Annotated in this window: 22 protein-coding genes and 1 riboswitch; of the genes, 13 read left to right on the top strand and 9 right to left on the bottom strand. The window is 69.9% G+C overall.

The annotated features are described in order from the left end of the window. Window positions 1-17 precede the first annotated feature (17 nt). Window positions 18-1,706 carry a methyl-accepting chemotaxis protein gene (locus tag HNR51_RS23380; RefSeq protein ID WP_182556528.1) on the bottom strand — a complete coding sequence of 563 codons (1,689 nt, stop codon included), beginning with the start codon at window positions 1,704-1,706 and terminating at the stop codon, window positions 18-20. A 241-nt stretch (window positions 1,707-1,947) separates the two neighbouring features. Then, window positions 1,948-2,070: riboswitch (TPP riboswitch) on the top strand. A gap of 76 nt (window positions 2,071-2,146) precedes the next feature. On the opposite strand from HNR51_RS23380, the gene thiO reads away from it, so the two are divergent. The 6 genes from thiO (at window position 2,147) to HNR51_RS23350 (ending at window position 6,566) form a co-directional block, all read left to right on the top strand. After that, on the top strand, window positions 2,147-3,367 hold the full coding sequence (gene thiO, locus HNR51_RS23375; protein ID WP_182556527.1) for a glycine oxidase ThiO: 1,221 nt from the start codon (window positions 2,147-2,149) through the stop codon (window positions 3,365-3,367). Then, window positions 3,364-3,576, top strand: a complete 213-nt coding sequence (gene thiS / locus HNR51_RS23370) for a sulfur carrier protein ThiS (protein WP_012452513.1) — start codon at window positions 3,364-3,366, stop codon at window positions 3,574-3,576. The genes thiO and thiS overlap by 4 nt, the downstream gene beginning before the upstream one ends. A 4-nt stretch (window positions 3,577-3,580) precedes the next feature. Continuing rightward, window positions 3,581-4,390 carry a thiazole synthase gene (locus HNR51_RS23365; RefSeq protein ID WP_012452512.1) on the top strand — a complete coding sequence of 270 codons (810 nt, stop codon included), beginning with the start codon at window positions 3,581-3,583 and terminating at the stop codon, window positions 4,388-4,390. A gap of 9 nt (window positions 4,391-4,399) precedes the next feature. Then, window positions 4,400-5,017 (top strand): thiamine phosphate synthase, encoded by a 618-nt coding sequence (locus tag HNR51_RS23360; protein ID WP_182556526.1) that lies wholly within the window; start codon window positions 4,400-4,402, stop codon window positions 5,015-5,017. 131 nt (window positions 5,018-5,148) lie between these two features. Continuing rightward, complete coding sequence (locus HNR51_RS23355) at window positions 5,149-5,943, top strand: inositol monophosphatase family protein (protein ID WP_012452510.1); 795 nt, start codon at window positions 5,149-5,151, stop codon at window positions 5,941-5,943. Between the two features lie 77 nt (window positions 5,944-6,020). Further along, entirely contained in the window at window positions 6,021-6,566 is a 546-nt protein-coding gene (locus HNR51_RS23350) for an adenine phosphoribosyltransferase (RefSeq protein WP_012452509.1), read from the top strand. Between the two features lie 66 nt (window positions 6,567-6,632). Here HNR51_RS23350 and purQ read toward each other — a convergent pair whose 3' ends face one another. From purQ to HNR51_RS23325, 5 genes are all read right to left on the bottom strand, one after another. Next, complete coding sequence (gene purQ / locus HNR51_RS23345) at window positions 6,633-7,313, bottom strand: phosphoribosylformylglycinamidine synthase subunit PurQ (protein ID WP_012452508.1); 681 nt, start codon at window positions 7,311-7,313, stop codon at window positions 6,633-6,635. Then, the gene (purS, locus tag HNR51_RS23340) at window positions 7,313-7,552 is read right to left on the bottom strand and encodes a phosphoribosylformylglycinamidine synthase subunit PurS (RefSeq protein WP_012452507.1); all 240 of its coding nucleotides are present in this window, start codon (window positions 7,550-7,552) and stop codon (window positions 7,313-7,315) included. Before purS ends, purQ begins: the two co-directional genes overlap by 1 nt. 192 nt (window positions 7,553-7,744) lie before the next feature. Then, window positions 7,745-7,969 (bottom strand): hypothetical protein, encoded by a 225-nt coding sequence (locus HNR51_RS23335; RefSeq protein WP_012452506.1) that lies wholly within the window; start codon window positions 7,967-7,969, stop codon window positions 7,745-7,747. A gap of 186 nt (window positions 7,970-8,155) precedes the next feature. After that, window positions 8,156-8,758, bottom strand: a complete 603-nt coding sequence (locus tag HNR51_RS23330; RefSeq protein ID WP_012452505.1) for an ActR/PrrA/RegA family redox response regulator transcription factor — start codon at window positions 8,756-8,758, stop codon at window positions 8,156-8,158. A gap of 36 nt (window positions 8,759-8,794) precedes the next feature. Then, the gene (locus HNR51_RS23325; protein WP_182556525.1) at window positions 8,795-10,189 is read right to left on the bottom strand and encodes an ActS/PrrB/RegB family redox-sensitive histidine kinase; all 1,395 of its coding nucleotides are present in this window, start codon (window positions 10,187-10,189) and stop codon (window positions 8,795-8,797) included. Window positions 10,190-10,347: 158 nt separating this feature from the next. Here HNR51_RS23325 and HNR51_RS23320 point away from each other — a divergent pair, with 158 nt between their 5' ends. Beyond that, the gene (locus HNR51_RS23320; protein ID WP_012452503.1) at window positions 10,348-11,592 is read left to right on the top strand and encodes a polyhydroxyalkanoate depolymerase; all 1,245 of its coding nucleotides are present in this window, start codon (window positions 10,348-10,350) and stop codon (window positions 11,590-11,592) included. Between the two features lie 79 nt (window positions 11,593-11,671). After that, window positions 11,672-12,397, top strand: a complete 726-nt coding sequence (locus HNR51_RS23315; RefSeq protein WP_012452502.1) for a M48 family metallopeptidase — start codon at window positions 11,672-11,674, stop codon at window positions 12,395-12,397. Between the two features lie 114 nt (window positions 12,398-12,511). Here HNR51_RS23315 and HNR51_RS23310 read toward each other — a convergent pair whose 3' ends face one another. Further along, window positions 12,512-12,931 carry a hypothetical protein gene (locus HNR51_RS23310; RefSeq protein ID WP_012452501.1) on the bottom strand — a complete coding sequence of 140 codons (420 nt, stop codon included), beginning with the start codon at window positions 12,929-12,931 and terminating at the stop codon, window positions 12,512-12,514. Window positions 12,932-13,177: 246 nt separating this feature from the next. Between HNR51_RS23310 and HNR51_RS23305 the strand changes: the two genes are divergently transcribed. Genes HNR51_RS23305 through HNR51_RS23290 form a run of 4 tightly spaced genes read left to right on the top strand, consistent with a single transcriptional unit; the run spans window position 13,178 to window position 18,211 of the window. Then, window positions 13,178-13,750: an invasion associated locus B family protein gene (locus HNR51_RS23305; RefSeq protein ID WP_182556524.1), complete on the top strand. Its 573-nt coding sequence runs from the start codon at window positions 13,178-13,180 to the stop codon at window positions 13,748-13,750. 58 nt (window positions 13,751-13,808) lie between these two features. Further along, the gene (locus tag HNR51_RS23300; RefSeq protein ID WP_182556523.1) at window positions 13,809-14,450 is read left to right on the top strand and encodes a hypothetical protein; all 642 of its coding nucleotides are present in this window, start codon (window positions 13,809-13,811) and stop codon (window positions 14,448-14,450) included. A 45-nt stretch (window positions 14,451-14,495) separates the two neighbouring features. Beyond that, on the top strand, window positions 14,496-16,547 hold the full coding sequence (locus HNR51_RS23295; protein WP_182556624.1) for a glycosyltransferase family 2 protein: 2,052 nt from the start codon (window positions 14,496-14,498) through the stop codon (window positions 16,545-16,547). Further along, window positions 16,544-18,211 (top strand): glycosyltransferase family 2 protein, encoded by a 1,668-nt coding sequence (locus tag HNR51_RS23290; protein WP_182556522.1) that lies wholly within the window; start codon window positions 16,544-16,546, stop codon window positions 18,209-18,211. The genes HNR51_RS23295 and HNR51_RS23290 overlap by 4 nt, the downstream gene beginning before the upstream one ends. Before the next feature lie 6 nt (window positions 18,212-18,217). On the opposite strand, the gene purC is transcribed toward HNR51_RS23290, so the two are convergent. Together purC and nth are read right to left on the bottom strand one after the other, a co-directional pair. After that, window positions 18,218-19,012 (bottom strand): phosphoribosylaminoimidazolesuccinocarboxamide synthase, encoded by a 795-nt coding sequence (gene purC, locus HNR51_RS23285; RefSeq protein WP_012452496.1) that lies wholly within the window; start codon window positions 19,010-19,012, stop codon window positions 18,218-18,220. Between the two features lie 190 nt (window positions 19,013-19,202). After that, window positions 19,203-19,904 carry an endonuclease III gene (nth, locus tag HNR51_RS23280; protein ID WP_182556623.1) on the bottom strand — a complete coding sequence of 234 codons (702 nt, stop codon included), beginning with the start codon at window positions 19,902-19,904 and terminating at the stop codon, window positions 19,203-19,205. Between the two features lie 131 nt (window positions 19,905-20,035). Here nth and HNR51_RS23275 point away from each other — a divergent pair, with 131 nt between their 5' ends. Further along, window positions 20,036-20,557, top strand: a complete 522-nt coding sequence (locus tag HNR51_RS23275) for a DUF2244 domain-containing protein (protein WP_182556521.1) — start codon at window positions 20,036-20,038, stop codon at window positions 20,555-20,557. Window positions 20,558-20,739 lie beyond the last annotated feature (182 nt).

The raw sequence follows: 20,739 nt of genomic DNA, 5'->3' as shown, positions 1-20,739 counted from the left end.
ACCGCCCGCGTCGCGCCTCAGGCCGCTCGGACGGTCGCCAGGAAGCGGCTGACTTCGCTGGAGAGGTGCTCCGACTGGCGTGACAGCTCGGAGGCCGCGCCGAGCACCTGGGAGGCGGCCGCGCCTGTCTCCTCCGCCGCGCTCGCCACGCCCGTGATGTTGCCCGTCACCTCGCCGGTGCCGGCGGCCGCCTCGGCGACATTGCGCACGATCTCCTGGGTCGCCATGCCCTGCTCCTCGACCGCGGCGGCAATCGCCGTCGCCGTGCGGCTGATCTCCTGAATACGGTCGCCGATGCTGCTGATCGAAGCGACCGCCTGATTGGTTGAGCCCTGGATGCGGCCGATCTGGGCCGAAATCTGCTCGGTGGCCCGGGCCGTCTGGCCCGCGAGCTCCTTCACCTCCGTCGCGACCACAGCGAAGCCGCGGCCGGCCTCGCCGGCCCGGGCGGCCTCGATGGTGGCATTGAGGGCGAGCAGGTTGGTCTGGCCGGCGATGGTCGAGATCATCGTCACGACGTCGCCGATCTGCGCCACGGAGCTGCTCAGTTCCTCCACCAGGGCGGCCGAGCGCGAGGCCTCGTTCACGGCAAGCTGAGCGAGGCTCGCCGAGCCGTCCACCTGCCGGCCGATCTCTTGGACCGAGCTTCCCAGTTCCTCGGCAGCCGTCGCGACCGTGCCGACATTCGTCGCGGCCTGCTGGGCGGCCGCAGCCACCGTCGTCGATTGTCCCGCCGTCTTGGTGGCGAGGCCAGCCATGCTCTGGGCCGTCGCCTGGAGTTCGGTGGCGGAGGACGAGACCAAGCCGATGATGCCTCCGACCGCTGCCTCGAAGCCGTCCGCCAGCTCCCGCATCGCTCGCTTGCGCTGCGCCTCGGTACCGGCCCGTGCCGAGGCGGCTTCCTCCTCCATCGACCGCATGCGGATGAGGCCGTCCTTGAACACCTGCACCGCGTCGGCGATCGTGCCGATCTCGGTCCTGGCGCCGCGATGCGGGATTTCGGCCGTCAGATCGCCCGAAGCGAGCCGCTTCATCGGCTCGACCACGGAGTGGATGCCCCGCGTGACGCCGACGACGATGAGGGTGGCCAGGGCGATGGCCAGAAGAATCGCGCCGCAGCCGATGGCGAGCATCAGATTCTTGGCCGAGCGCGCACTCGCGTCCGAGCGGGCGACGACGATCTCGCCGGCCTTGTTGTTCAGGACGATGATGTCGTCGAGCGCCTGGGCTGCGACCTTGATCCGCGGGCGGACGTTCCGCGCGCTCTCGTCCTGCGCGAGATCCTTGCGGCCGTTGCGCGAATGCGCGAGCACGCCCTGGACGGCTTCGAGATAGGCTGCCCATTCCGTCTTGAACCGATCGAACAGTTCCTGCTCGCCGGACAGGCTGATGAGCGGCTCGTACCCCCGCATCGCTTTCGCGACAGCCGCCGTCTTCGCTTCCAGGGACTTCTCCTCGGCCTGCATGCGCTCCAATTCCTGATAGAGGAGGTGGTTGATAACACTCACGCGAACATCGATCACGTTGCCGCGCAATTCGCCAGCATAACGGATGCTGGGAATGCTATTTTGCCCGAGATGCTCGTTCTCGTTGCTGAGGTTGTTGATGCTGGTCATCGCAATGGCCGACACGACGATGAGGCAAAGAACCATGGCCGTGAAGGCTGAAATGAGCTTTGACTTAATAGATAGGCTGTGTAGACTCATGATTATTTGAGACCTCGTGAATTGCTGTTGAATCCTCTAATATAGACAAGATATTAATTTCACGCCAAAGCCATAGCTGGCGAAAAACTCTCGACATATGTTCATCCATCACAATTTCGTGATCGCGTAGGATTGTGAGGCTCGCCGTGGGAGCGATGGCGCGAGGCTCGCTTTTGCGGCCGCCGCGGCCTCTTCGGCGGCCGACGGGGATTGACCGGGCGGGTTCGCGGGCCCACATCCGGTCTGTTCCAGGGAGATCCCCGGCAAGGGGCTGAGAAACCGCTATTGCCGTCACCGGCAGCGCGGAAATCCTTCGAACCTGATCCGGCTCATACCGGCGTAGGGATTGGACCTGAGGGTCGCTCATTGGGGCGGACCCGCTTCTTTCGAAGCACATGGTGCCGGTTCCTGCGGGCAGACCCGTGGAAGGCCCATTTCCGATGTCAGACCTGCTGACCTCCCCGATCGGCCAGAGACGCGCCCTCGCGATGCGTCCGCGCGCCGCCGACCTGCCGCAGCGTGCCGACATCGCCGTAGTCGGAGCGGGGCTGATCGGCCTGTCGATCGCGTGGCGCCTGGCACAGGCCGGCCGTTCCGTCGTCGTTGTGGAGCGTGGGCGCGTCGGCAGCGGGGCGAGCCTTGCCGCCACCGGCATGCTCGCGCCGGCCGCCGAGCACGAACCCGGCTCCGACCTGCTGCTGCCGCTGGCGCTCGAATCCCTGCGCCGCTGGCCGGCCTTCCGCGACGCGCTCCAGGCGGCCTCCGGCACGACCATCGATTACCGCGAGGACGGCACCCTCGTGATCGCCATCGGCCGCGACGAGGTCGAACGCCTGCGCTTCCGCCACGACCTGCAACGGCGCTCGAATGTTGCCGCCGAATGGCTCTCCGGCCCGGAGGTACGCGCCCGCGAGCCGCTGCTGCGCCCCAACGTCACCGCCGGCATCCTCTGTCCCCTCGACGCGCAGGTCGATCCCCGCCTCGTGATGGAGGCGCTGCTCGGCGCCTGCGAGGCGGTGGGGGTTACCATCGTCGAGGACGTCGCCGTCGAGGGGCTGGAGCACGAAGGCGGGCGCGTCGCCGGCCTGCGCGCTGCCGGCCGCGTGCTGGCGGCCGAGACGGTGATCCTCGCCGCCGGTGCCTGGAGCGGGGCGGCGGGGCTGCTGCCCGACGACCTCGCCCTGCCGGTGCGGCCGCTCAAGGGGCAGTCGCTGGCGCTGCGCACCACCAAGCGCACGGGCACGCTCTCCCGCATGGTCTGGACCGACGCGGTGCACATGGCGCCCAAGGGCGACGGGCATCTCATCGTCGGCGCGACGGTGGAGGATTGCGGCTTCAACAGCGGCGTCACCGCGGGCGGGTTGTTCGCCCTGCTGGAGGGCGCGCGGCGCGTCCTGCCCGGCATCGAGGAAATGGAGATCGACGCGGTCTGGAGCGGTTTCCGCCCGACCTCGGACGACGACGCGCCGATCATCGAGGAGGCGGCACCCGGCCTCGTCGTCGCCACCGGCCATCACCGCAACGGCTATCTGCTCGCCCCCGCCACCGCCGATGCGGTCGCCGCGCTCGTCGGCGAGGGCATGCTGCCGGATTTCGCCCGCGGCTTCGGCCGGGCGCGCTTCACATCGCCGAACGAGAGCCGGGGGAGGGCCGTGGCATGAGGCTGACCGTCAACGGAGAGACGTCCGAGCGCGAGGCCTCCGACCTCGCCGCCCTGTTCGCGGCGGAGGCCGAGGAGCGGGGCATCGAGAGTTCTGAGGGCATCGCCATCGCCGTCAACGGTCGTGTGGTGCGGAAGTCCGCCTGGGGCGAGACGGCCCTCAACGAGGGCGACCGCATCGAGATCGTCCGCGCCATGCAGGGAGGCTGAGCGCATGAACCATCACGACACCACCCTCACGCAGACATCCGCGGCCGGGGACGACCCGCTGGAGATCGCCGGCATCCGGCTCTCCTCGCGGCTGTTCATCGGCACGGCGGGCTATCCGAGCCAGGAGATCATGGCCCAGTCGGTCCGTGCGTCCGGCGCCGAGGTCGTCACTGCCTCGATCCGCCGGGTCTCGCTCCAGGGCCACGGCTCGGACACCTTCCAGAAGCTCAAGGGCGCCCGTTTCCTGCCCAACACCGCCGGCTGCGAGACGGCCCGCGACGCGATCATGACCGCCGAACTCGCCCGCGAGGCGCTCGGCACCGACTGGATCAAGGTCGAGGTGATCGGCGACCGCGAGACGCTCTACCCGGACGTGACCGAACTGCTCGAAGCCTGCCGCCATCTCGTCGATGACGGCTTCACGGTGCTGCCCTATTGCAACGACGATCCCGTCATCTGCGAGCGGCTGGCCGATCTCGGCTGCGCCGCGGTGATGCCGATGGGCTCTCTGATCGGCTCCGGCATGGGCATCGCCAACCCGGCCAATATCGAACTGATCTGCCGCCGGGCCAAGGTGCCGGTGATCGTCGATGCCGGCATCGGCACCGCCTCGGACGCGGTGGTCGCCATGGAACTCGGCGCCGCCGCCTGCCTCATCAACACGGCGGTGGCCAAGGCCGACGACCCGGTGCGGATGGCGGGCGCCATGCGCCATGCCGTCGAGGCGGGCCGCCTCGCGCATCTTGCCGGGCGCATCCCGCGCCGCGGCCGGGCCGAGCCGTCGAGCCCGCAGCTCGGCCTCGTCGGCTCGTGAGGGCAGGGGGTGCTTCCGCCCCTGCTCCTCGTCACCGATCGCCACGGCACGGACCGGCCGCTCGCTGAGACCGTCCGCGCGGCGGTGGCGGGCGGCGCCCGGTTCGTCTGGCTGCGCGACCGCGACCTCGACGCGGAGTTGCGGCGGGCGCTCGCCCGCGACCTGATCGCGATCCTGGCGCCGGTCGGCGGCCGCCTCATCGTCGGCGGCGATCCGGACCTCGCCTCGGAGGTCGGCGCGCAAGGCGTGCATCTGCCGGGCTCCGCCGGGATCGACGGCGTCCGCGCCCTGCGAGAAAAGCTCGGCGCCGCGGCGCTGATCGGGTTCTCGGCCCATTCGGTGGCCGAGATCGCAGCGGCCGAGGCGGCGGGCGCCGATTACGCGACGCTCAGCCCGATCTTTCCGAGCGCGAGCAAGCCCGGCTACGGTCCCGCCCTCGGCCTCGAGGCCCTGCGCGCCGCTGGCTCCGTCTCGCGCCTCCCGGTCTTTGCCCTCGGCGGGATCGATGCGGGGAACGCCCGCGCCTGCCGCGAGGCGGGGGCGGCGGGCGTCGCCGTGATGGGGGGTGTCATGCGCAGCCTCGACCCGCGATCGGAGACCGCCCGGTTCGTCGCGGCGATCGCCTGAAGCGCTGCGGCGGCCCGGACGGATAGCGCCCTTGCGCCGATCACCCCTGGCGCTGCGGCGTCAGGCGTATAGAAGCCCTGACAGATTCCTCTTCCAGCAAGGCGCCCGGCCAGGGCTGCGAGCTCGACCACATGATCAACTCTCCCCTCATGACCGTCATGGTCGATGCCGTGCGCAAGGCCGCCCGCGGGCTCAAGCGCGATTTCGGCGAGATCGAGAACCTCCAGGTCTCGCGCAAAGGCCCCGGCAACTTCGTCTCCGCCGCCGACAAGAAGGCGGAAGAGGTCTTACGCGACGCGCTGATGAAGGCGCGGCCGGGCTACGGCCTCATCATGGAGGAGAGCGGCAACATCGAGGGTACCGACAAGAGCCATACCTGGCACGTCGATCCCCTCGACGGCACCACCAACTTCCTGCACGGCATCCCGCATTTCGCGATCTCGGTCGGGCTCGAGCGCGACGGCCAGATCGTCGCCGGCGTGATCTACGACCCGGCCAAGGACGAGCTGTTCATCGCCGAGCGCGGCAAGGGGGCCTTCCTCAACAACCGGCGCCTGCGCGTCTCCGGTCGCCAGGACTTCGCCGATGCCCTGGTCGCCTACGGCACGCCCTATCTCGGGCGCGGCAGCCACGGCCGGCTGCTCAAGGAGGTCGCCGCGGTGATGGCGGTCTCCGGCGGCACCCGCCGCCTCGGCTCGGCCGCGCTCGACCTCGCCTACGTCGCCTGCGGCCGGACCGACCTGTACTGGGAGCGCGACCTCCAGACCTGGGACATCGCGGCGGGCATCATCCTCGTGCGCGAGGCCGGCGGCTTCGTCACCAGCGCCGATGGCGGCGCCGAGCCGCTCGCCGCCCGCTCCGTCGCCTGCGGCAACGAGGTGCTGCACCGCGAACTGATCGGCCTGCTGCGCAAGGCCGCCGCGTAACGGAGCCGGGGCTCGGCCCAGCGCCGGGCCCTCCGTTCCAACCTCCGCGAACCCTTGAGAAGAATCGAGCGCCCCGCATGGAAGCCCGCCGCCACTCCGCCCTGAAGGACTCGATCCGCTCGATTCCCGACTACCCGAAGCCGGGCATCATCTTTCGCGACATCACCACCCTTCTCAGCGATCCGCGCTCGTTTCGCCGGGCGGTCGATTCGCTGGTGCATCCCTATGCAGGCGGGCGGATCGATCAGGTCGCGGGCATCGAGGCGCGGGGCTTCATCCTCGGCGGCGCGGTGGCGCACCAGCTCTCCTCGGGCTTCGTGCCGATCCGCAAGAAGGGCAAGCTGCCCCACAAGACTGTCTCGACGGCCTATGCGCTCGAATACGGCACCGACGAGATCGAGATCCACGTCGATGCGATCAAGCCGGGGGACCGGGTGATCCTGGTCGACGACCTCATCGCCACCGGCGGCACCGCGACGGCGGCGGTGAACCTGCTGCGCCAGCTCGGCGCGGAGGTGATCGCCGCCTGCTTCGTGATCGACCTGCCGGAGATCGGCGGCGCCCAGCGCCTGCGCGACCTCGGCGTCACTGTGCGCACGCTGATGGAATTCGAGGGGCATTGATGCCCCTCGCGATGCCGTTCGGCTGGCTCGATCCGGCGGCGTGAGGCCGCCGGAAGGGGCGGACGCTCAGGCCGCCAAGCTGTCGAACAGGCCCTTCCCGTCGGTGCCGCCGACGAGGCCGTCCACGAAGTTTTCCGGGTGGGGCATCATGCCGAGCACGTTGCGCTGTTCGGAATAGATCCCGGCAATGGAGTTGAGCGAGCCGTTGCGGTTCGCATCCTCCGTCAAAGCGCCGGCGGCGTCGCAATAGCGGAACGCGACCCGGCCCTCGCCCTCGAGCCGCTGGACCGTCTCGGAATCGGCGAAGTAGTTGCCCTCACCATGGGCCACGCAGACGTCGATGACCTGACCCTCGGCATAGGCCGAGGTGAAGCGCGTGTCGGTGCGCTCGACCCGCAGGAACTGCCGGTGGCAGATGAAGCGGCGGTTGACGTTGCGCATCAGCACGCCGGGCAGGAGTCCCGACTCGCACAGGATCTGGAAGCCGTTGCAGATGCCGAGCACGAGGCCGCCGCGGGCGGCGTGCGCGCGCACCGCGTCCATGGCCGCCGCCCGGCCGGCGATGGCGCCGCAGCGCAGGTAATCGCCGTAGGAGAAGCCGCCCGGCACCACCGCGAGGTCCGTACCCGCTGGCAATTCGGTGTCGGCGTGCCAGACGCTGACGACCTCCGCGCCGGAGCGGCGCAGCGCCCGAGCCACGTCGCCGTCGCGATTCGAGCCCGGAAAGACGACGACGGCGGCGCGCATCAGGCGATCTCGACGGTGTAGTTCTCGACGACGGTGTTCGCGAGCAGCTTCTCGCAGGCGGATTTCAGCACCGCCTCGGCCTGCTCACGATTCTCGGAGGCGACCTCGAGGTCGAACACCTTGCCCTGGCGCACCCCGGAAATCTCTTCGATTCCGAACGACTTCAGGGCGGCCTCGATCGCCTTCCCTTGCGGATCGAGAACGCCGGTCTTCAAGGTGACGACGATGCGGGCTTTCATGTCAGGCACTCGTTTCGGAAATCGGCGGATCGCGCCAACACGGGCGAGGAGGCCGGGGACGAAGGGGGCTGCGCTCGTCCGGGTGCGAATGAGCCGGACTTGTCGAGGCCATCCGAGAGCAGGCGATACACCGACCGCCGGAGGCGCGAGTTGTATCGCGGTTTCTTGAAGACGTCACCGCGGGAAATGCCCCTACCGGGGCTTGGCCGACCCGATCGGCTCCGCTTCGGTGGCCCGGCGCCAGAGCTGAACCATGATCCAGGCGGCGACGAGACTGAACAGACCCATGAGCACGTGACCGACGCGGTCGCCGAGATCAAGCAGTCCGGCGAGCGCCCAACCCGCTGCGATGGCCGCAGCGAACACTTCCGTGCCCACCAGCACCATCAGCCCGATTATCGTGATGAGGTTCCGCATTCCCGCGTAAGCCCGTTCAACCCTTTGAACGGCGAACTAGCCTGAGGCCGGTGTCCGGCGCAACCGTTCCGAACCGGTCGCGCCCCTCCATCCAGGGCCGAAGAGCGCACCGTTGCCCAGAAAAGGGAAAGGGCCGGCGGTGCGAGCCGCCGACCCCTCGATCATTCCCCGGTGATCCGCCGTCCGTCAGCGCGGGGCGCGCTTGGCGAGGATACGCTGGAGCGTGCGCCGGTGCATGTTGAGGCGCCGGGCCGTCTCGGAGACGTTGCGCCCGCACAACTCGTAGACCCGCTGGATATGCTCCCACCGCACCCGGTCCGCCGACATCGGATTCTCCGGCGGGTCGGCCCGCTCGCCCGGCTGCGCCATCAGCGTGCCGTGGATCTCGTCGGCATCGGCCGGCTTCGCGAGATAGTCGAAAGCGCCGAGCTTCACCGCGGTCACCGCCGTGGCGATGTTGCCGTAGCCGGTCAGGATCACGCCGCGGGCCTCGGGCCGGCGCTCCTTCAAGCGGGCGATCACGTCGAGCCCGTTGCCGTCGCCGAGCCGCATGTCGATCACGGCGAAGGCCGGAGCCTTCGCCTCGACGGCGGCGACGCCTTCGCTCACGCTCTCGGCCACATGCACCTCGTAGCCGCGCGACTCCATGGCCCGAGCCAAGCGGGTCGAGAACGGCTTGTCGTCGTCAACGATCAGCAGGCTGCGATCGCTGAAGGCGGAGAGAGGATCGGCATCGGAAAGAAAAGCGGTGTCCGAGCCCTGCACCGTCGTCCCGCTCTGCGTCAGCATGCGGCGCTCCTCGTCGGTTGGTGTGATCTGTAGGCACTATATGGGTGCGGCATCGCGTTCCGTTAGGGGTCGCAGAGAATTGTGCGCAACGCGATGGGGCACAATCGCTTCCCTCTCGAAAATGTGACGAGCCCAGGTCACCCGAACCAGGGCGCCGTGCTGCCCCGCTTCAGTGATGTTCGAAAGAAGAAGCTGCGCGCCGGAGCGTTCGATGAGCGTCTTGGCAATGAACAGCCCAAGTCCGAGACCGCCGCCCGCCTCGTCGGGGTTGCGCGAGCGGTCGCGGCTGCGGGTCGTGACGTAGGGTTCGCCGGCCCGCAGCAGCACCTCGCTGGGGAAGCCCGGCCCGTCGTCGCAGATCGTCAGCGTGACCCGCTCGGCGGTCCAGCGGGCCTCGACCGAAACTCGCGTCTCGGCGAAGTCGACGGCGTTATCGAGGATGTTGGCGAGCCCGAACATCACGCCGGGATTGCGGCGGCAGACCGGCTCCGGCCCCTCGCCCTGCCTCGACACCTCGACGGCGATGCCGAGTGCGCGCTGGGGCGCGACCAACTCCTCGATGAGGTGGCCGAAGGTGACCGTCTGGAGGAAGCTCTCGCCCTCCTCCGTCTCCTCGCCCATGGAGGTGAGCTTCGAGAGGATGCCGCGGCAGCGGTCCACCTGATCGCGCAGCAGGCTCAGATCCTCGGCGATGGCGGGCGAGGCGGTGGGACCGAGCTGCCGGTCGAGTTCCTTGGCCACGAGCATGATGGTGCCGAGCGGCGTGCCGAGTTCGTGGGCCGCCGCCGCGGCGAGCCCGTCGAGCTGCGACAGGTGCTGCTCACGGGCGAGCACCAGCTCGGTCGCCGCGAGCGCCCGGGCGAGCTGGCGCGTCTCCTCCGCCACCCGCCACGCGTAGACGCCGGTGAAGGCGGTGCCGAGCAGGATCGCGGTCCAGACCCCGGAGACGTAGAGGAAGGGCAGCTCGATCCGCCCGTCGGCAAACCAGGGGAGGGGGCGGTGGACGAGGGCGAGCAGGGTGGCGAGCCCCACCGCCAGCAGGCCGAGCGCCAGGGTCCGCTCCGGCGGCAGGGCGGTGGCGGAGATCAGCACCGGGGCCAGGAACAGGAGCGAGAACGGGTTCTGCAACCCGCCGGTGAGGAACAGCAGCCCCGCGAGCTGGACGATGTCGAAGGCGAGCAGGAGCGCCGCCGAGTCGTCGCTCAGGCGGTAGCTCGCAGGGAAGCGGACCCGCAGCGCAAGGTTGAGCCAGCACGAGGCGGCGATGACGAGGAAGCACCAGCCGAAGGGCAGGTTGAGCCCGAGCCCGAACTGGGCGCCGACCACCGCCGCGCTCTGCCCCGTGAGCGCGAGCCAGCGCAGGCGCACGAAGGTGTCGAGCCGCAGATGGCGGCCCGTGGGTGTGAAGGTTTCATGGGCCGCTTCCATCATCGTGCCGGTACGATAGGGCCGCGCGGGGACACGTCCACCGGCTTGTCCACAATCGCATTGGCCGCAAGGCGCGGTTTTGACGGATGTCGCTGCCAGCAACATTCGATAGGATCGGTACGATCGCGGCGAGCCTGCGGGCCGAGTCGGGGAGTGCCGAGATGGATCTGGCCTATGTCTGGTACGAGACGGCGCGCGCGATGCTGACGCCGGCCCGGCTCGCGGCGGATGCCGCACGGCACAGTCTCGGAAATCCGGGCAACCCGCTCGCCTACGGTCCCTATGCCCGCTCGACGGCCGCCGCATTGGAGATGTTCGAGCGCGTGACCCGCCGCTACGGCAAGCCGGCCTTCGGACTGCCGACGACGGTGATCGACGGCCAGTCCGTCCCGGTCTCGGAGCGGGTCGTGTGGGAGCGGCCCTTCGCCCGGGTGATCGCCTTCGACCGGGCGCTGCCCGTCGGCCCGGCGGAACCGCAACCGAAGCTCCTGATCGTGGCACCAATGTCGGGCCATTACGCGACGCTCCTGCGCGGCACCGTGGAGGCGATGCTGCCCAATCACAGGGTCTTCATCACGGACTGGTCCGATGCGCGCATGGTGCCGCTGTTCGACGGCCGCTTCGACCTCGACACGTATATCGACTACCTGCAGGCGATGTTCCGTGACCTGGGGCCGGACCTGCACGTGATGGCCGTGTGTCAGCCCGCCGTGCCGGTCTTCGCCGCGGTGGCGCTGATGGAAGCGGCCGGCTCGGCCGACGTGCCGGTCTCGATGACGCTGATGGGCGGGCCGATCGACACCCGCCGCTCGCCGACCGCGGTGAACTGCCTCGCGCAGGAGCGCGGCATGGGCTGGTTCGAGAAGAACTGCATCACGGTGGTGCCGCCGCTCTATCCGGGGGCGATGCGCCGGGTCTATCCCGGCTTCCTGCAGCTCTCGGGCTTCATGGCGATGAATCTCGACCGGCACGTCACCGCCCATACTGATATGTTCCACCACCTCGTGACCGGGGACGGCGACTCGGCGGAGAAGCACCGCGACTTCTACGACGAGTACCTCGCGGTGATGGACCTGACGGCGGAGTTCTACCTGCAGACGGTCCAGACCGTATTCGTCGACCACGCCCTGCCGCGCGGGCGGATGCGCCATGCCGGCCGGCCGGTCGATCCCTCGGCGATCCGGCGCTGCGCCATCCTCGCCGTCGAGGGCGAGAACGACGACATTTCCGGCGTCGGCCAGACCAAGGCTGCCCTCGACCTGACGCCGAACCTGCCGGATTCCCGCAAGGCCTATCACCTGCAGGACAAGGTGGGCCATTACGGCGTGTTCAACGGCTCGCGCTTCCGCTCCACCATCGCGCCGCGCATCGCCCGGTTCGTGCGCGAGATGGAGGCCGGCGCCTGACCGAGAGCCGCGTGAATTTCCGGTGAGGGACGTGTTGCCGGGATGGCTGAGCCGGCCGGCTGCGGCTAGGTTCGCGGCCATGACGCGCGCCCTGCTGCGACGGCCGGATCCGGATCACATCGAGATCGCCCATGAGGGTCAGACCTTCCGCATCGCCATCCTGCGGCGGCCGACCGCGCGCCGGCTGACCCTGCGGGTCTCCAGCGCGACCGGTGCCGTGGTCCTCACCCTGCCCACGCGCTCATCCCTCGCCACGGCCCAGAAGTTCGCGCAGAGCCATGGCGGCTGGATCGCCACCCGCCTCGCCAAGCTGCCGGAGCGGGTGCCGTTCGCGGTGGATTCGGTCATTCCCCTGCGGGGCGTGCCGCACCGGATCGTGCCGCGGGACGGCCGCGGCACCGCCGAGGCCGATCCCGCCAGCGCGACCCTCGGCGTGCCGGGCGATCCGGCCCACATGTCGCGCCGTGTCCGCGAATTCCTGATGCGGGAGGCGCGGCGCGACCTGTCGCACGCGGTGGCGGTCTACGCGGCGCGGCTCGGCCGGAGGCCGGCGCGAGTGACGCTGCGCGACACCCGCAGCCGCTGGGGCTCCTGCACGGCCCGGGGCGAGCTGAACTTTTCCTGGCGCCTGATCCTCGCGCCGCCGGTGGTGCTCGATTATCTCGTCGCGCACGAGATGGCGCATCTGCGGGAGATGAACCACTCCCCCCGCTTCTGGGCGCTCACCCATGAACTGTGCCCGCATGTCGACGAGGCGGAACGCTGGCTGAAGCGGCACGGCTCGGAACTGCACCGCTACGGCTGATACGGTTCCCGCTTGGTTCAAGCGGGAACCGTATCAGCAAGCCCGCGCGGCACTTGAGCGAAGCCCAAATCCGCCATCCCGAAGGGATCAACCGGATTTGGTGTTGAGAGCGCCCTAGTACTTCGTGACGATCGCCCGGCTGCGGACGGCGGCCCGTTCCGCTGGCCAGGTCGGGCGCGGATCGACATGGCCGGGCCACAGGGTACGGGGGGCGACGTTGTCGCAGACCTCGCGCTGGCGCAGGTAGGTCGGGCGGCCCATCTCGTCGCGGCGCAGGATCGTCCCTCCGTCCCGGCAGAAGCCGGCGATGGCGGCAGCGTCGCCGCGGCGCCGGCCCCGCGGATTCCGCTCGACCGGCGGGTGCTCGATGGTGAGCGGCGCCTGATGGTTGAGGGAACGCTCGACATAGGTCGTCGTCGCCTCGGGCGGCAGGTAATCCGATTCCTCGAACGGCAGGGAGAGGGCGGAAGCACCCCCGCACCCCATCGCGGCGAAGAGCGTCGCGAGGGCAAGGGAGGAGGCGAGGCGGCGCATGGCGGTTTCCTCGGATGATGGGAAGCTTGGCCTTATCTTAGGGCAGCGGAGCGGCGAGGGGTAGCCGTCCGGCCTCATTCCCGCCACATCCGCGCCGGGATTGCTTGACACCGGGGTACCCGCATGGTCCCAACGCCCCGGCCCGCACGGTGTTCGAAACGCCCTTGCCGCGGACCGGCGAGGGCGGTGCGAGGACGCTCCGCACGCGCCGGACGCCGCCTCACGAAGCGATCGATCGGAGTTCGTATGAGTCTGTTTGCGGGCGTGGTTCGGGCGATGCGTTCGGGAGCCGGCCGCCGTCTTGCGCTGAGCGCCGTGGCCGCCACGGTGCTGGCAGGGAATGCAGCCGCTCAGACCCAGACACCCGCCGCACAGGCCCCGTCCCCCGGTCAGGCCGCCGTGCGCAAGACCTTCGACGATTGGCAGCTGCGCTGCGAGACTCCGGCCGGCGCCAAGGCCGAGCAATGCGCCCTGGTGCAGAACGTGGCGGCGGAGGATCGGCCGAACCTCACCCTCGTCGTCATCGTGCTGAAGACGGCCGACAACCGCGGCTACCTGCTGCGGGTGGTCGCCCCGCTCGGCGTCCTCCTGCCGTCCGGTCTCGGCCTCAAGATCGATCAGACCGATATCGGCCGCGCGAGCTTCGTGCGCTGCCTGACGGCGGGCTGCGTCGCCGAGGTGGTGATGGATGACGGCCTGATCAAATCGCTGCGCAACGGCTCGCAAGCGACCTTCATCATCTTCCAGACGCCGGAGGAGGGCGTCGGCATCCCGGTTTCGATGAAGGGGTTCGGCCCCGGTTTCGACGCGCTCAAGTAACGGTGTGCGGCGGCTGAGCCGAGGGAACCGCCAGGAGAGGGCAGGGAGCGGTCAGACGATGCGAAGGGCGTTGATCATCTTCGGCGGACTGATGCTCGCCGTCACCGGCACGGCGCGGGCCGAGCCGGGCAGTTTCTTCAAGAACATGTTCGGCGGCGGTGGCGGCAGCGAGGGCGGCACGCCCTCTATCACTACCCCCCGGGCCCAGGATCCCGACGACGTCTACTGCCCGCCGGTCTTCGTGCCCGACGGGGGCGCCGCGATCCAGGCCTTCGCCGGCGCCGCAGGCGACAACCGGCGCCTGCGCCACCAGATCGTGTTCGGCCGGCTCAGCCGGGAGTGCAAGGCGCGGCCCGACGGCTCGGTCGCCGTGCGGGTCGGCGTCGAACTGCGCGCCTTGCTCGGACCGGCCGGGGCCGCCGGCCGCTTCGAGGCCCCGGTGACCATCGCCGTGAAGTCCAACGAGCAGCCCGTCATGTCGCGGACCCACCGCGTCGCGGTGGCGGTGCCGGCCGGCGCCGCGCAGGGCGAGGCGACGGTGATCGAGAACGATCTCGTCGTCCCCGCCGACAAGGCGATCGGCTACGACATCGAGGTGACTCTTGCCGGCACGCCGGCGCGGGCGAAGCCGGCCGCGCGCCGCCGCAAGCCTGCACCCGCCGCCGCGGCGGAGCCCGGCGAGGCGGCCCCCGGGCAATGATGGGCCTGCCCGCGCAGCACGGCTCGCGACGCGCCGGAGGACGGCATCGCCACTCCTGATGCACGGCGCGGGTCGTGGCGGGACGTATGGGCAGGACGGGCGACACCGTTCTCCCTCGTTCCCACCGACGATCCCCTGTTCGACCGCCGCCTCGTCCTGCCGGTTTCGCCCCGCTCCGGGCAGGGCCGGTGGATCGTCCTGACCTATACGCTGCCGGCGCGCGCCCGGCCGCAGCGTCCGTTGCTGCGCCTGCTTCGCGGCGCCGGCCGACGCGACAGCTTTGTGCTGCCCGGGCTCGCCCTCGGCTCTGCACGCTGGCTCGGCTACCTGCCGGAAGACTGCGAGGGCATCGAGATCGCCGCGGAGCCGGGCTTCGTCCTGACGCGCGTCGGGCTGCGCGGCAGCGGGAGCGTCTTCGCGGAAGCGCTGCTGAAGCGGCCGGGACGTGCCGCGGCGGCCCTGCGCGCCGGGCTCGCCCGCGACGAGCGGCGCTGGCGCGACAGCCTGCGCGGGGCCTGTGCCGTGACGCCGCTCCGCCGTTACCCGGCCTGGAAGGCGGTGCGGCTGTCCCGGTCGGAGCCGGGCGAGCCCGCATCCGGCGCCCATATCCGGCTCGTCCTCCCCGCCGCCTTCGCGCAGGCCGATGCCGTGGCCCGCAGCGTGGCCAGCCTGCGCGCCCAGACCCATCGAAACTGGTCCCTTCTCGTCGCCTGGACGGAGGGCGCGCCGCCAGCAAGACCGGCTGGCGACCCGCGGGTGGCCTCGGCCGAATGGGATCCGACGGTTACGTTGCAGGATCTTTGCGCGGGGGCCGACCTCTTCGGCCTGCTCCGCCCCGGTGACATCCTCGCTCCAGAGGCACTGAGCCTTCTCCTTGAGAGCGCTGCGGCCGAGGCGGCCGAGATGATCTACGCCGATGAGGAGACCGGCGGCCGGCGCATCACGCCCTGCCTCAAGCCGGACTGGAGCCCCGACCTCGCTCTCGTCACCGGCTATGTCGGCGCGCCCGCCCTCCTCGCGGGCGCCTTCCTCGCGGGGTTGCCTGCGGCGCCGGTGGGAGCACCCGAGGAGGCCGCTCTCGCCCTCGATCTCGCAGCCGCGACCGCCACCCGCGTCGTCCATCTTCCGCGGATCCTCTGCCGTCGCGCGCCCCGGACGGCCGCCCCGGCCGATCGCGCCCCGCGCCTCGACGCTTACTTGCGGGCCGCGGGCTCTCCCGCGCGCACGGTTCTTCAAGAGGGCCGCCTCGACCTGCATTGGCCGCGTCCCGAGCCGGCGCCGCTGGTGAGCATCGTCATCCCCTCGCGTGACCGGCTCGACTTGATCGCGCGGGTTACCGAGGGCGTCCTCGGGAAGACCGACTATCCCAGCCTCGAACTGGTGATCGTCGATAACGGCTCGATGGAACCGGCGGTGCTCGCGCTGTACGAGCGGCTGCGGGCCGATCCGAGGGTGCGGATCGCGCCCTATCCTCACCCGTTCAATTTTTCCGCGATGGTCAATGCCGGCGCGCGGGCGGCGCGCGGCGACATTCTCGTCCTGCTCAACAACGACGTGGCGGTGCTGCGGCCGGACTGGCTCGATGTCCTCGTCGCCCAGGCCGTCCGGCCGGAGGTCGGCGCGGTCGGCGCGAAACTGCTCTACGAGGACGGACGCCTCCAGCACGCCGGTGTCGTGGTCGGGCTCGGCGGCGAGGCCGGGCACATCCTGCGCCGCCGCCCCGCCGACACGCCCGGCCATCTCGATCGCTTGAAGGTGGCGCACGAGGTCTCCGGCGTCACCGCCGCCTGTCTCGCCGTGGCGCGGGAGAAGTACCGGGCCGTCGGCGGTTTCGACGAAGAGACCTTTCCGATCGACTTCAACGACATCGACTTCTGCCTGCGCCTCGGCGCGCGGGGCTGGAAGACGTTATGGACGCCGCATGCCGTCCTCTCCCACCTCGAATCGGTGAGCCGCGGCCGGCCGGTCGGCGCGGCGCGAGCCCGCTTCGAGCGCGAGGCCGCCGCTTTCACCGAGCGCTGGCGTGCCGTGATCCGGCACGATCCGTTCTATCACCCGGCCCTCTCGCTCACGACCTTCGGCGAGGAACTGGAATGAGCGCCGGGGGTGCGCCCGATCTGCTGCCCGACGCGCTGCGCTTCGCCGCCGAGCCCGTACCGGGACGCCTCGCGCTCATCCTCCGGGCCTCGCGCCGTCCGCTTCAGGCCCTCTCGCTTCTGCTGACCCGCCTCTCGGGGCGCCGGCTCCGGGCGGCGCAGCGCTTCATCGCTCTGACCGGCGCCCGTCACGGGCTGGACTGGCCCGCCGACCGCGTACCGCCCGGTGAGCCGCCCGCCGCTCTCGCCGCGGCCGGGATCGAGTTTATCGAAGCGGATGCCGGCGGCGCGGTCCGCCTCGCATCGGAGGGGCCTGCGATCGTTCTGCTGTCGGCTCGGGGCCAGCAGATCGCGGCGGGCGCCTCCGCCGCCATCGCCGCCGCCTTCGCCGATCCGGATTTCCACGCCCTCTACGGCGACGCCGTGTTCCGCCCGTCCTCGCGCGGTCCCTGGCTTCCGGTGCTGCGCCCGGCCTTCGACCGCGACTATATGCGCGCGGTCGATTACCTCGGACCCGTCATCGCCCTCCGCCGCGCGAGCGTGCTCGACGCGAACCCCATCGTCGGCGCTGCCGCCCTCGACCTGACGCTGGGCGTCGCGGCTCGTTTCGGTCCCGCCGCCGTGCGCCACCTCCCGCGCATCCTCTCGTTCGGAGAACTCGAAGGGGGAGGGGAGGGGCGGCAGGCGTCCCGGCCTGCCCGGCTGAAGGCCGTCGAGCGCGATCTCGCCCGGGCGGGGGAGGGCGGCACGCGTGTGCTTCTCCAGGACGACGGGGTGATCCGCCTCGCCAGACCGCTGCCGGAGCCGCGCCCCCTCGTCAGCCTGATCGTCCCGACCCGCGACCGCCTCGACCTCCTCCGGCCCTGCATCGAGAGCCTGCGCCGCCGCACCGATTGGCCGGCCAAGGAGATCCTGATCTGCGACAACGGCAGCCGCGACCCCGCGACGCTTGCCTATTTCCGCGCCCTCGAGGCGGACGGCGCGGCGCGGGTCGTCGCCTGTCCCGGGCCGTTCAACTTCGCCGCCATCAACAACCGCGTCGCGGCCGAGGCGCGCGGACGCCTGCTCGCCTTCATCAACAACGACGTCGAGGCCGAGGCGCCGGACTGGCTGGAGCGCATGATCGGCGAGGCTCTGCGCCCCGAGATCGGCGCTGTCGGCGCCCGGCTGATCGATGGCGAGGGTCGCATCCAGCACGGCGGCATCGTGCTCGGCACCGGCGGTCTCGTCACCCACGGCCACCGGCACTTCCCCGGCGCGGCGGCCGGCTATCTCGGCGCCCTGCGCGCCACGCGCAGCGTCTCGGCCGTGACCGCCGCCTGCCTCGTCGTCGAGACCGAGAAATTCTTCCGCGTGGAAGGCTTCGACGCATCGACCTTCGCCATCGATTTCAACGATGTCGATCTCTGCCTCAGGCTGAACGCGATCGGCCTGCGCACGCTCTATGTCGGCTGCGCCGTGCTGTATCACCGGGAATCGGCGAGCCGCCGCCCCTCGCCGGAATCCGCCGCCCGTCACCGCGGCGAGGTCGAGGCGCTGAAAAAGCGATGGGGGCCGCTGCTGGCGCAGGACCCCCATTATCACCCGGGCTTCGACCCGAATCTCTCGACGCATCTGCGCCTGCGCCGCGGCTGGACCGGCTTGGAGCCGGCCGAGCCGCGCTGAGGACGTTTACTGCACCAGGCGCGGACCGCCGGCCTGGACCTTCTCGTTCTCGGACATGATGCCGAGGCGCTTGGCCACTTCCGTGTAGGCCTCGATCAGCCCGCCGAGATCCTTGCGGAAGCGGTCCTTGTCGAGCTTGTCCGACGACTTGATGTCCCACAGCCGGCAGGAATCCGGAGAAATCTCGTCGGCGACGACGATGCGCATCAGGTCGCCTTCCCAGAGGCGGCCGGTTTCCATCTTGAAGTCGACGAGGCGGATGCCGACGCCGAGGAAGAGACCGGACAGGAAGTCGTTGACGCGGATGGCGAGCGCCATGATGTCGTCGATCTCCTGGGGCGTCGCCCAGCCGAACGCGGTGATGTGCTCCTCCGACACCATCGGGTCGTTGAGCTGGTCGTTCTTGTAGTAGAACTCGATGATCGAGCGCGGAAGCTGCGTGCCTTCCTCGAGCCCGAGCCGCTGGGCGAGCGAGCCGGCGGCCACGTTGCGCACCACCACTTCGAGCGGGATGATCTCGACCTCGCGGATCAACTGCTCGCGCATGTTGAGCCGGCGGATAAAGTGCGTCGGCACGCCGATATCGTTGAGGTGCTGAAAGACGAATTCGGAGATCCGGTTGTTCAGCACGCCCTTGCCGTCGATCACCTCATGCTTCTTCGCGTTGAAGGCGGTCGCGTCGTCCTTGAAGTGCTGGATGAGCGTCCCCGGCTCGGGTCCCTCGTAGAGGACCTTCGCCTTGCCCTCGTAGATGCGACGGCGGCGGTTCATAGGCGTGTACCGTGGTTTGAGGAAGTCCATGGGGCCGTGGCTCCTTCGGAACTGGCACGTGAAGCGAAATCCGCGGCGCGGCGACCCGTCTGGCGGGCAGGCGGCACGGTTATGCCCGGAGAGCCATTCCCGGCCGCCATAGCATCAATCTACCGGAACGCCGTTTGCAGCACAACGCGTTGGCCGGACAACGCATTGCCGCCGCCGCTGCAGACCTCGCCTAATCCCCGACGGAGATGGGGGTGAGGGCCAGCGTCTTCGAGGGATAGCGGCAGAGATCGGCAAGGGCGCAGCGCGGGCAGTCGGGCCGGCGCGCCTTGCAGGTGTAGCGCCCGTGCAGGATGAGCCAGTGGTGGGCGTTGAGGCGGAACGGCTCCGGCACCCGCGCCTCCAGCCCGGCCTGAACCTTGTCGGTGGTCGGCGCGACGAACAGCGGGATGCGGTTCGAAACGCGGAAGATGTGAGTGTCGACCGCGATCCGCGGCACGCCGAAGGCCACGTTGAGGACGACGCTCGCCGTCTTGGTGCCGACGCCCGGCAGCACCTCCAGGGCCTCGGCCTCGCGCGGCACCGCGCCGCCGTGCCGATCCACCAGGATCTGCGAGAGCGCGATGACGTTCTTCGCCTTGGTGTTGAACAGGCCGATGGTGCGGATGAAGTGGCGCACCCGCTCCTCGCCGAGGGCCAGCATCTTCTCCGGCGTGTCGGCGATGGCGAAGAGGGGCGCGGTCGCGAGGTTCACGCTCTTGTCGGTGGCCTGGGCCGAGAGCACCACGGCGACGAGCAGCGTATAGGGGTTGATGTATTCGAGTTCCGAGCGGGGCTCCGGATCCGCCGCCTGCAGCCGCGAAAAGATCTCGACCAGCGTCGCGTCGTCGACAGGTTCGGGCGCGGTTTCGACGCCTGCGGCGAGCGTCGGCAGTAGCTTGGCCTTCGGCTTTGCCGGCTTTGTTCTCGTTTCGGCAGACTTCGCCGCCTGACTTTTTACCGCACCTGTGGCGGAAGAGCGGGAAGACGGCTTTTTCACGGACATCGCCGCGTTATATTCGGCCCATGGCGAGCGGCAACATCTCTGCGCATCCCGATGGGCTCGACCCAGCGACGATGGATCGGCCGGTCTATTCGGCCGTGATCCGGCCACACCAATCCCTGAGCCAGGACGGCTTCCGGATCGTGATGGGGCTCTGCTGCCTCGTCTCGCTCGTCACATCGATTGCCTGCTGGCGTGCCGGCTTCTGGCCGATCGCCGGCTTCTTCGGCCTCGACATGCTCGCGCTCTACGTTGCGCTGAAGGTGAGTTTTCGCCGCGGACGTTCCTTCGAGGAGGTCGCGATCTCGCCCATCGAGGTCTTTCTTGCCCGCATCGATCCTCGGGGTGTGCGCCGCGAGTGGCGCTTCAATCCGCTCTGGACCAAGCTGAGTCGGGTCGATGACGAGGAATTCGGCTTGCGGACGCTGACGCTGACCTCGCGCCGCGAGCATGTCGTCGTCGCCCGGGATGCCTCGCCGGACCAGCGTGCCGTCATCGCCGACGGCCTCACGCGCGCCCTGGAACAGGTGAAGAAGGGGTTCTGATCGCTGTTTCGAAAAGCGCGGCATGAACCCTTTGCGTGGCAGGCCCTTGGCGTGCCTTCAGGAGGCCCGTGGCGGGCTTCCGCGCACTTTTTGCGTTTTTTCGATTGACGGGCGGTGCCGGGCTCCCTATACCCACTTTCACCGACGGGGCGCCGCGGTCCACCACTTGGTGGGGCGGGGTT

Origin of the sequence: Methylorubrum thiocyanatum (assembly GCA_014138645.1) — a bacterium.
In the GTDB taxonomy this organism is placed as follows: Bacteria; Pseudomonadota; Alphaproteobacteria; order Rhizobiales; family Beijerinckiaceae; genus Methylobacterium; species Methylobacterium thiocyanatum.
The sequence above is the reverse complement of the archived record's forward strand: the minus strand, read 5'-3'. Positions and strand labels throughout refer to the sequence as shown.

Excerpts from the sequence above, each read along its gene's own strand:
- purS (WP_012452507.1), bottom strand. The coding sequence starts at position 7,552 with ATGAAAGCCCGCATCGTCGTCACCTTGAAGACCGGCGTTCTCGATCCG.
- HNR51_RS23315 (WP_012452502.1), top strand. The coding sequence starts at position 11,672 with ATGACGCGCGCCCTGCTGCGACGGCCGGATCCGGATCACATCGAGATC.
- HNR51_RS23320 (WP_012452503.1), top strand. The coding sequence starts at position 10,348 with ATGGATCTGGCCTATGTCTGGTACGAGACGGCGCGCGCGATGCTGACG.
- HNR51_RS23310 (WP_012452501.1), bottom strand. The coding sequence starts at position 12,931 with ATGCGCCGCCTCGCCTCCTCCCTTGCCCTCGCGACGCTCTTCGCCGCG.
- HNR51_RS23355 (WP_012452510.1), top strand. The coding sequence starts at position 5,149 with ATGATCAACTCTCCCCTCATGACCGTCATGGTCGATGCCGTGCGCAAG.
- thiO (WP_182556527.1), top strand. The coding sequence starts at position 2,147 with ATGTCAGACCTGCTGACCTCCCCGATCGGCCAGAGACGCGCCCTCGCG.
- HNR51_RS23305 (WP_182556524.1), top strand. The coding sequence starts at position 13,178 with ATGAGTCTGTTTGCGGGCGTGGTTCGGGCGATGCGTTCGGGAGCCGGC.
- HNR51_RS23380 (WP_182556528.1), bottom strand. The coding sequence starts at position 1,706 with ATGAGTCTACACAGCCTATCTATTAAGTCAAAGCTCATTTCAGCCTTC.
- thiS (WP_012452513.1), top strand. The coding sequence starts at position 3,364 with ATGAGGCTGACCGTCAACGGAGAGACGTCCGAGCGCGAGGCCTCCGAC.
- purQ (WP_012452508.1), bottom strand. The coding sequence starts at position 7,313 with ATGCGCGCCGCCGTCGTCGTCTTTCCGGGCTCGAATCGCGACGGCGAC.
- HNR51_RS23335 (WP_012452506.1), bottom strand. The coding sequence starts at position 7,969 with ATGCGGAACCTCATCACGATAATCGGGCTGATGGTGCTGGTGGGCACG.
- HNR51_RS23350 (WP_012452509.1), top strand. The coding sequence starts at position 6,021 with ATGGAAGCCCGCCGCCACTCCGCCCTGAAGGACTCGATCCGCTCGATT.
- purC (WP_012452496.1), bottom strand. The coding sequence starts at position 19,012 with ATGGACTTCCTCAAACCACGGTACACGCCTATGAACCGCCGCCGTCGC.
- HNR51_RS23275 (WP_182556521.1), top strand. The coding sequence starts at position 20,036 with ATGGCGAGCGGCAACATCTCTGCGCATCCCGATGGGCTCGACCCAGCG.
- HNR51_RS23325 (WP_182556525.1), bottom strand. The coding sequence starts at position 10,189 with ATGATGGAAGCGGCCCATGAAACCTTCACACCCACGGGCCGCCATCTG.
- HNR51_RS23290 (WP_182556522.1), top strand. The coding sequence starts at position 16,544 with ATGAGCGCCGGGGGTGCGCCCGATCTGCTGCCCGACGCGCTGCGCTTC.
- HNR51_RS23300 (WP_182556523.1), top strand. The coding sequence starts at position 13,809 with ATGCGAAGGGCGTTGATCATCTTCGGCGGACTGATGCTCGCCGTCACC.
- HNR51_RS23365 (WP_012452512.1), top strand. The coding sequence starts at position 3,581 with ATGAACCATCACGACACCACCCTCACGCAGACATCCGCGGCCGGGGAC.
- HNR51_RS23330 (WP_012452505.1), bottom strand. The coding sequence starts at position 8,758 with ATGCTGACGCAGAGCGGGACGACGGTGCAGGGCTCGGACACCGCTTTT.